5 protein-coding genes are annotated in these 7514 nt (G+C 66.9%); 2 read left to right on the forward strand and 3 right to left on the reverse strand.

The features are described 5' to 3' along the window. Positions 1 to 276: 276 nt before the first annotated feature. Positions 277 to 1179, reverse strand: a complete 903-nt coding sequence (locus LO763_RS28515) for an AraC family transcriptional regulator (protein WP_230792257.1) — start codon at positions 1177 to 1179, stop codon at positions 277 to 279. A gap of 184 nt (positions 1180 to 1363) precedes the next feature. On the opposite strand from LO763_RS28515, the gene LO763_RS28520 reads away from it, so the two are divergent. Further along, positions 1364 to 2122, forward strand: a complete 759-nt coding sequence (locus LO763_RS28520; RefSeq protein ID WP_230792259.1) for an SDR family NAD(P)-dependent oxidoreductase — start codon at positions 1364 to 1366, stop codon at positions 2120 to 2122. Positions 2123 to 2724: 602 nt separating this feature from the next. Here LO763_RS28520 and LO763_RS28525 read toward each other — a convergent pair. Continuing rightward, positions 2725 to 5538 (reverse strand): AfsR/SARP family transcriptional regulator, encoded by a 2814-nt coding sequence (locus LO763_RS28525; RefSeq protein WP_230792261.1) that lies wholly within the window; start codon positions 5536 to 5538, stop codon positions 2725 to 2727. A 193-nt stretch (positions 5539 to 5731) separates the two neighbouring features. Here LO763_RS28525 and LO763_RS28530 point away from each other — a divergent pair, with 193 nt between their 5' ends. Then, on the forward strand, positions 5732 to 6190 hold the full coding sequence (locus LO763_RS28530; protein ID WP_230792265.1) for a peptidase inhibitor family I36 protein: 459 nt from the start codon (positions 5732 to 5734) through the stop codon (positions 6188 to 6190). A gap of 174 nt (positions 6191 to 6364) precedes the next feature. Here the strand turns inward: LO763_RS28530 and LO763_RS28535 are convergent, their stop codons facing one another. Beyond that, positions 6365 to 7264: an IS256 family transposase gene (locus LO763_RS28535; RefSeq protein ID WP_369432116.1), complete on the reverse strand. Its 900-nt coding sequence runs from the start codon at positions 7262 to 7264 to the stop codon at positions 6365 to 6367. Between the last annotated feature and the right edge of the window lie 250 nt (positions 7265 to 7514).

Genomic DNA, 7514 nt, shown 5'->3' on the forward strand with positions numbered 1-7514 from the left:
GATTGGACTCGTCGTTTCACCCCATCGACGCCGGTGGACGGCGAGCGACCAGGCGAGGCCGCCGGAGGGCGCCAGGGCTCGCACCGTGTTCCACGCGGTCCAGCGCGCTTCATCGAGCAGCGCTCGGGTCGCCGCGAATCGGCGTCGGCGATGGACGCGGTGACGGACCGCGGCTGATGGTTGAGGGGTTCAGGGAGTCTCCCCCGAGAAGGTCTCCGATTCGGAGTTCTGGAAGACGCGCCTACCGGCACCGGCAGCCGGCTCAAGCCTTCTGCGTCACTGGTCTCGATGCTCTCGGCCTTGTGCCGTGCGCATCCGGTCGGCGTCCTCGCTGGGAGGCACGCCGAAGAGGCGCCGGTATTCGCGGCTGAACTGCGAGCCGCTGTCATAGCCGACGGCGAGTCCGATGCGGGTGACGTCGTCGCTGCGCGTCGCCAGCAGCAGGCGGGCCTGGTGCAGGCGGATCTGCTTCTGGAACTGGATCGGGGTCATCGTGGTGACCGCGCGAAAGCTGCGGTGGAACGCCGAGGTGCTGAGCCGGGACATGCGGGCGAGATCCTCGACCCGGAGCCGTTCGGCGTAGTGATCGCGGATCCATCGGGCGACCCGGCTGACGTGGGAGAGACTGCTGTCGGCGAGGCCGAGTTGCCGGACGGCGGCACCCTGTTCGCCGTTGATCAGCAGCCAGAGGATCTCGCGTTCGATCATCGGAGCCAGCACCGCGCGGTCGCGGGGTCGCTCCAGCAACCGCACCATGCGGATCACGGCGTCGACGAGTTCGGCCGAGGCGTCGCTGACCACCAGGCCGAGCGGGACGCCGCGGTCGTCTCGGGGCGCGAGCGCGTCGGCGTGGTCCAAGAGCAGTTCGGCGATGACGGCCGGGCGCAGCGTCAGCCCGAAGCCGACGGCGGGCCTGTCGCGGCTCGCCTCGACGAACTGGCCGGTGACCGGCAGGTCGACCGACGCCACCAGATACTGGCCCGCACGGTAGTCGAAGGCGCGCTCGCCCAGCACGAGGCGCTTCGCGCCCTGCGCGATGAGCGCCATGCAGGTGCCCGAGGGGCGGGCGCTCGGCGGAGCGGCCGCAGCCGTCACGGACAGGAGCACGCCGTCGATCACCGTGGTGTCGTCGTCACGCGCGTGTCGCAGGATGAGACCGCGCAGCTCTTCGAGGGACATGGGCCGATTCAAGCACTCGCCGCGATGGACGCCGGCCGATCCTGCCGATCGGAGCAGGATCGTGCAAGGCCTCGACAGGATCCGCCTATGCGATCAGTGTCGGCGGCGCTTTGCTTGATCTGCACGGGCTGTCGGCAGATCTCCTTGCGGCAGCAGGACAACCGAACTGCATCGGAGGACCACTATGCCCATCGCCATCGTCACCGGCGCCAGTTCCGGCATCGGGCGCAGCGCCGCCGTCCAGCTCGCCGAACGCGGCTGGGGCGTCATCGCCACCTACGCCGGCAGCCGCGACCGCGGCCTCGAAACCGTGGCCGCGGTCGAGCGCGCGGGCGGGAAGGCCGTCGCGCTGCCGCTCGACCTCGGCCGCACCGAGGGCTTCCCCGAGTTCAAGCGCCAGGTGATCGCGGCGCTCGCGGACACCTGGGGCGCCACGGGCGTCACCGCGCTGGTGAACAACGGCGGACGGGCCCGCATGGCGCCGTTCGCGGAAACCACCGAAGAACTGTTCGACGACTTGACGCGGGTCCTGCTCAAAGGCCCGTACTTCCTCACGCAGGCACTGCTGCCGCTCATCGAGGACGGCGGCGTCATCGTCAATACCACGAGCAGCAGCGCGACGAGCTCCGAAGCGGCGCCGGGGTACTCGGTGTACGGATCGCTCAAGGGCGGTTTGATCGTCCTGACCCGCTTCATGGCCAAGGAGTTCAGCGCCCGAGGCATCCGGGTGAACGCGATCGCGCCCGGACCTACACGGACGCGGCTGGGCGACAACGCGTTCGAGCGGTTCCCCGAACTGGCCGAGCCCCTCGCGAGGGCAACCGCGCTCGGGCGCATCGGCGAGCCCGACGATATCGGCGCGGCGATCGCAGCGTTGTGCTCGGACGAGTCCCGATGGATCACCGCCCAGAGCATCGAGGTCTCGGGAGGCTACCAACTCTGACCACCACAGGGGTGCCGCATCCGGGCCGACAGCGGCCGCCGCCCGTTGGACAGGGCGGCGGCCGCTCGGGCGTCGATCGCCGTCACCAGCCGCCGCAGGCGTGCCAATACCCTCTTGACCTAGAGTTTTGAGTTGCAATAAGCGAAGCTAAGGTCCGTGCCGGGCAGTCGAGCCGAAGGCCCGTCACCGACAGCCTGATCTGGGTTCTCCGTCGGTCACAGACGTCGATTCGGGACGAGAGTTCACCTCCGTCGCTGCCGTAGACTGCATGAAGTTGAAATTCGGCCGACACGCCGTGTCGTTGCAGGCCTGAGGCGTACAGGTCTGCTGCATAGCCCGCCCGGACTACCGGATATTCGGATCTATATCTCTAATAAAAGAATAAAAAAGACATCTAGGCGTGACATGAGCAAGTGTCACGCCTCCGTCATCCCTCCAGGAACTTCCGATTCAGTCCAGCCAGGAGACACCGGCAAGCCGGTCTCGGCGGCTACCAACGCTTGACCCTGCGATACGAGCGACACGGCCACCTGTTCGCCGCGTTCCTTGCCCTCGCCGCCACCTTTACCCGCTACAAGAAACTCACCAACTGAGACAAGCTCTTACTGTACGACGGTGTCGTGGTCGCTGAGTTTGGTGCGGACCGTGTCGGCGTCGGGGTGGTCGAGGTCGTCAAGGATGTCGAGCGCCGCCTTCCAGGCGTTGCGGGCGGCGTTGTCATCGCCGGTGGTGTGCTGGGTGTCGCCGAGGCGAATGAGGGTACCTGCTTCCTCAAGCCGGTTACCGATGGTCCGGTACCCGTCGAGAGCGTGTTCGTAGCTGTTGATGGCTTGAGTGTGATCGCCGAGATGATGATGGATGTAGCCGAGGCTGTCCCAAGTCGCGGCCAACCCGCTGCGGTCGTCGCCCTGACCCCGATCCAGCGCCTGCTGGCAGTAATCAAGTGCCTCAATGTAGTTGCCGAGAAGCGCGTGAAGAAAACCGACCGCGTTGAGTGCCGTGGCCAGCCCGACCGGGTGATCGGCCCGCCGATACAGGTCAAGGGCCTGTGTGGCGTGATCGAGCGCGTCGGTGTGGCGCGTTTGGCCGGCCAGCATCATCGCGAAGGTGTGGTGCGCATGGGCCTCCCCGGCCAGATCGCCCGCTTGGCGGTGCAGTTCAAGAGCATGTCGGAGGTGCGTCTGGGCGTCGTCAAATCGTCCCACGCGCATGAGGCCGTGGGCGAGGAAACGGTGGGCGCGGGCTTCCGCGTCGAGGTCGGTCAGCCGGTGGGCGGCGGCCACAGCAGCTCGGTCGGTGGTGATCTGATCGTGCCAGTGCCCCTGCAGGTTGAAGAAATCAGCGCAGCACCATGCCAACTGCCAAGTATGGGCATCGAAACCGGCCTTCGTCGAGTAGTCGACAGCTGAGAGCAGCACGGCGTGCTCGGCGGTGAACCAGGCCATCGCCTGCTCGAAGTCGGTGAGCAGTTCAGGATGGCAGTCGCCCAGCGAGGGGACGAGCTCGATCGGTTCACGGGTGGGCCGCACCAATCGGTTCGCGGTGTGCGCGGTGTGCAGGTAGTGGTCCAGCATCCGGTGCGCCGCGATGCGGCGCTCATCGTCGGAGTCGGTGTTGCGGGCCAGCTCTGCGGCATAGGCGCGCAAGAGGTCGTGAATGGTGTACCGGCCGGGTTGCTGCTCGATGATCAAGTGGGCGCGTGTCAGCTCGGCCAGCAGGGGGCGCACTTGCACGGGTGGGACTCCGGCGAGGCCGGCGGCCGCGGCCGCGGAGACGTCCGGACCGGGATGCAGGCCCAGCAATCGAAACAGCCGAGCCGCTTCAGGGGCGAGTTGGGTATACGACCATGAAAACACTGCCCGCACATCCGTGTTGTGGTCCTGGTCGGCAAAGGTGTCGAGACTGTGGTGCGCGGCCCGGAGTTCCTCGGCCAGCGCCCGGAACGAGAACCGGCGGTTCATGGCGGCGCGGGTGGCCACGATCGCCAAGGCCAGGGGAAGCCGGGCGCAGGAGTCGATGATGCTGTCCGCTGCCTCCAGTTCGGCGGCCACTCGGTCTCGGCCGAGCCGGCGCTCCAAGTATTGCCGTGCCTCGATCAGGGTGAGTACGTCGAGCGTCAACGGGTAGGCGCCGGCGAGGGTGATCAACCCGGACATCTGGTTGCGGCTGGTGACCACCACCAGGTTGCCCCGACCGCCGGGCAGCAGCGGGCGCACCTGATCGACGTCGCGGGCGTTGTCCAGCACCACCAGCATTCGCTTGTCAGCCAACAACGTGCGATACAAGCCGGTCTGGGCATCGGGGTCTGCGGGGATCCGTTCAGGCACCACGTGCAGGGCGTCCAGGAATCCCCGCATGGCCTCCGCCGGCTGCATCGGCTGACCGCCGGGATCGAAGCCGCGCAGGTTCACATACAACTGCCCGTCCTCGAACCGGTCGGCGGCCCGGTGGGCCCAGTGCACCGCCAACGTTGTCTTGCCGACCCCGGCCGTACCCGTGATCGCGGTGATCACCACCGCGCCCGGTCCGTCATGGTCCGCTCCGCTGTCGAGCAGCAGCTGATCGAGCTCGGAAAGGCAATCGGCGCGGCCGGTGAAGTCGCCGGTCGAGGCGGGCAACTGCCGCGGAATCCGGGCCTCGGCGGGTCTACCGCTTGCCACCGAGGGAGCCCCCAGCGTCGGATCACCCTCCAAGATCCGTTGCTGGAGCTCTTGTACGGGCGGGGCGGGTTGGATGCCCAGCTCATCGCCGAGTGCCCGGTACAGGCGCTGGTAGGCGGCGAGCGCCTCGGCTTGGCGGCCGCACCGATACAGGGCGAGCAGCAGCAGCTCCCAGAACCGTTCCCGCAACGGATGCGCCTCGACCAGCGCTTCCAGTTCGATGACGGCGATGTCATGGTGTCCAGCGCCCAGCTCGGCGGACAGGCACTGCTCGGTGGCCTCCAGGCGCCGGTCGTCCAGTCCGCGAGCCCGTTCGCGGACGGCTTGCAGATCGATGTCGGCGAACGCCGCGCCGCGCCACAACCCCAGACCCGCGCGAAACGCGACCACCGCGTCCTCGAATCGCCCGGCGTCCAGCGCCTGCCGGCCCTCGGCCAGCATGTGTTCGAACCGGTCGGCATCCAGTGTCCCCGCCGAGACATCGAGCCGATAGCCGCCCCGCCGACCGTGCAGCGCCGCAGTAGAGCCCGGCCCGCCGAGCAGCTTCCGCAGCCGGTACACATAGGCCTGCAGGGTCGCCTTCGCAGCGGCCGGCGGGCCACCCTCCCACAGCTGGTCGATCAACCAGTCCTGCTCCACCATCCGGTTCGGGCGCAGCAGCAGCAACGCCAGCAGCCCGCGCTGCTTGGCCGCAGCCACCGCAACCGGTCGACCCTCCTCGACCAACTCGACCGGCCCCAGCACTCGAATCTCCACCGCCGCCCCCAGACACTCACCGTTCCCCCGCAAACCGGAACAAGCCCTATCATCGCGCAACCGCACCTTTCTCGCAGCCCACGTCACCGACCCCACGCCAGCGCGACGCCAGCACCGCGCCAGAACACGATGGCAGCCTTGACCGCGAACCTCGACAGAGGAGACAGACGACAGCGACATCGAAGAGGTGCACATGAAGACGAGGAAGAGCATCGCGGTCGCAATTGCGGCCATGTTCGGCGCCTTGGCGCTGCTGGCCGGAACTGCTTCGGCCAGCGCCAGCCCCACCGCCCCGGTCAACCAGGCTGCGACCGCCGCGTCGGTCGAAGACGGTGATGTGGGGGCGACCGCACACGACTGCGCCGACCCACGCGACTGGGGATACATTTGCATGTGGGAGGACCCGAACCGAGGCGGAGAGAAGTACATCCACCATGACCCCTCCACGGACTACAGCGTGGACATCGATGGGTGGGACGGCGACAACGAGATCAGCAGTGTGTGGAACCGCACGAGTTGCACGCTCATCTTGTACGACTACGACGACTTCACCGGCGAGTTGCTCAAGGTGCGCCCTCAGACCTACCTGGCGAACCTCGAGTTGAACGGCCACGACAACGATGCCGAGAGTTTCATCGCGAAGGATTGCTAATCCGAGCGAATATGCTCTGATGGAACTGCCGGAGACGGGACCCCGTCTCCGGCTTCCGTTTCCCAAGGGAATACGGCAGTGGTTATTGACATGCCAGTGAACCTCTTGCCTCCTGAGTGAACCATGCTTCGGGAGTGCCTGATTCCTTGTGGGTCAAGGTGATCGGTTGACATTCTAGTGTTCGGTCTGGGCGGTCACGCGGTCGCCGAAGTACAGGGCGAACTGCTGGAGGGCCCGCTTCCAGCCGTGGGTCTTGCCGATCACGTTCGGCCGGTTCTTCTGCCGGTCGCGGATGACCAGGTAGAGCACTTTCAACGCGGCCTGGTCACTCGGGAAGTGACCCCGGCGGCGGACGGTTTGGCGGAAGCGGGCATTCATCGACTCGATCATGTTGGTGGTGTAGATGACCCGCCGGATCTCGGGCGGGAACGCCAGGAACGGCGTGAACTGCTCCCAGGCCGATTCCCAGGTCCGCACGATCATCGGATACTGCCCGCCCCAGGCGGTCTTGAACTCGCCGAACTGCCGCTCGACGGCCTCGACGGTCGGGGCGGTGTAGACGGCTCTGAGTGCCTTGGAGATCGGCCCCCAATGCCGCTTCGCGGCATACTTCAAGCTCGCGCGGACCAAGTGGACCACGCAAAGCTGGACGAGCGCTTGGGGCCAGATCTCACCGATCGACTCCGGCAGGCCCTTGAGTCCGTCGCAGCAGACCACGAGCACGTCCTCGACGCCCCGGTTGCGCAGCTCGGCGAGCACGCCCATCCAGTGCTTGGCGCCTTCGCCGCCGTCGCCGACCCACCGGGAGTGCTTGGGCTCGAACTCGCCGGCCCGGTCTCGCGGGATGTCGAGCTCGACCGGGCCGGCGCCGGTCTGCACGGTCTTCTTCGAGGTGCCGTTGCGGTGGTTGCCGCCACCGGCCGCGGCCGAGGCTGCGCGGTCACCTCTTTCGAAGCCGAGGTGTTCGGTCATCTCCGCTTCGAGCGCGGCCTGGATGGCGTTCTTCGTGATCGCCGCGAGCAGTCCGTCCGGGCCGGTCAGAGCCAGGCCCTCGGTCCTGGCCTGCTCGACCAGGTCCTAGGCGATCCGCACGTCCAAGCCACCGCGACCAGCAGTGGTCTCGGTCTGGGTTCCGTTGTCGTTCAAGATGATCCTTTCCCAGCTGAAGCAGGAGACTACTTCAACCTCACTGGATCACCTTGACCCCCAAAGTTTCTTACACTCCCCCCGCCCGGGCTGCGTCACCAACCCGCACAGCGTCTGTTGCTCGTGCGGGTTTTTCGGTTGTTTGAGCGTTTTTGCTCATTCGTGGACGTAGCTTCAG

Source organism: Glycomyces amatae (genome assembly GCF_020991375.1).
Classification (GTDB): Bacteria; Actinomycetota; Actinomycetes; order Mycobacteriales; family Micromonosporaceae; genus Glycomyces; species Glycomyces amatae.

Bases quoted from the DNA above. Each gene is read 5' to 3' on its own strand.
- LO763_RS28520 (WP_230792259.1), top strand. From the start codon at position 1,364: ATGCCCATCGCCATCGTCACCGGCGCCAGTTCCGGCATCGGGCGCAGC.
- LO763_RS28530 (WP_230792265.1), top strand. From the start codon at position 5,732: ATGAAGACGAGGAAGAGCATCGCGGTCGCAATTGCGGCCATGTTCGGC.
- LO763_RS28515 (WP_230792257.1), bottom strand. From the start codon at position 1,179: ATGTCCCTCGAAGAGCTGCGCGGTCTCATCCTGCGACACGCGCGTGAC.